This is a genomic window from Mesorhizobium sp. IMUNJ 23232, from assembly GCF_044326205.1.
Taxonomy (GTDB): domain Bacteria; phylum Pseudomonadota; class Alphaproteobacteria; order Rhizobiales; family Rhizobiaceae; genus Kumtagia.
The window spans coordinates 1-751 of the sequence record NZ_JBIRCY010000166.1 but is presented as its reverse complement, the minus strand read 5'-3'; the positions used below and the strand labels follow the sequence as shown (position 1 = coordinate 751).

1 protein-coding gene and 1 pseudogene are annotated in these 751 nt (G+C 56.1%); one reads left to right on the top strand and one right to left on the bottom strand.

Going from position 1 to position 751, the window contains the following annotated elements; all coding sequences use genetic code 11:
• Positions 1–286: 286 nt before the first annotated feature.
• Positions 287–580: a hypothetical protein gene (locus ACH196_RS38135; RefSeq protein ID WP_396651993.1), complete on the top strand. Its 294-nt coding sequence runs from the start codon at positions 287–289 to the stop codon at positions 578–580.
• Here the strand turns inward: ACH196_RS38135 and ACH196_RS38130 are convergent.
• Positions 577–751: pseudogene (locus tag ACH196_RS38130) on the bottom strand (IS5/IS1182 family transposase); the annotation flags it as partial. The gene ACH196_RS38135 and the pseudogene ACH196_RS38130 overlap by 4 nt on opposite strands.

Genomic DNA, 751 nt, shown 5'->3' with positions numbered 1-751 from the left:
TCGACTGCGCGGTGTTGTTCTGGCATTGTCATGAACGTCCATCCGAGGCTCCTGGCTGGCGGTCGCGTGTGTGGTAACCGCAACCTCGCATCCAAGCCTCGGACGGACAACCTCCATAGCAATGACATCTAGGCCATATCCTCTATACGGTTCTGCGTGGTGACAGCGTGCGCGAGATCGCGGCGTCAGCAGTGCTGACAATCGCTATCATTCTATGCGTCATCCTGGTTATCGAGCAGGCGCATAAGAGGTTTGGCGCGAAGCAGCCCGACCCTTCAGGTGGTTGATGATAAAACACTACGGCATTGGATCGGCTTTACTCGTTGCGCTCAGCTTGTCGAGTTCGGCCAGCGCCGACCAGGCTACGGCAACGCCCAAACCTCCCCTTGCAGCAGCGTCAGCCCCTGCAACAAGTTCATCGATAGAGCAGCACTGCATCATGGTTGCGGCGAAGGCGGAAACTGATGCTCGTGCGAAAAATTCGGATGACCCTGTCGGCGCGGCCTACACTGCGCTGAACAATTGCCGAGTAGAAAAACGCAAAAATATGCAGACGGTCAATCCGAAGTCCGTAAACTAGGCCTCGTGGACAAAGGGTAACCAAAGCTTGACTGCTGCGATGGTGACGAAGCCGAGGTAAGACTCCTTTGTCTTGTCGTATCTGGTGGCGACGCGGCGCCAGTTCTTGAGCTTGTTGAACAGCCGCTCGATCAGGTTTCGCCACTTGTATTTCTCGGCATCGTGTGGCGCG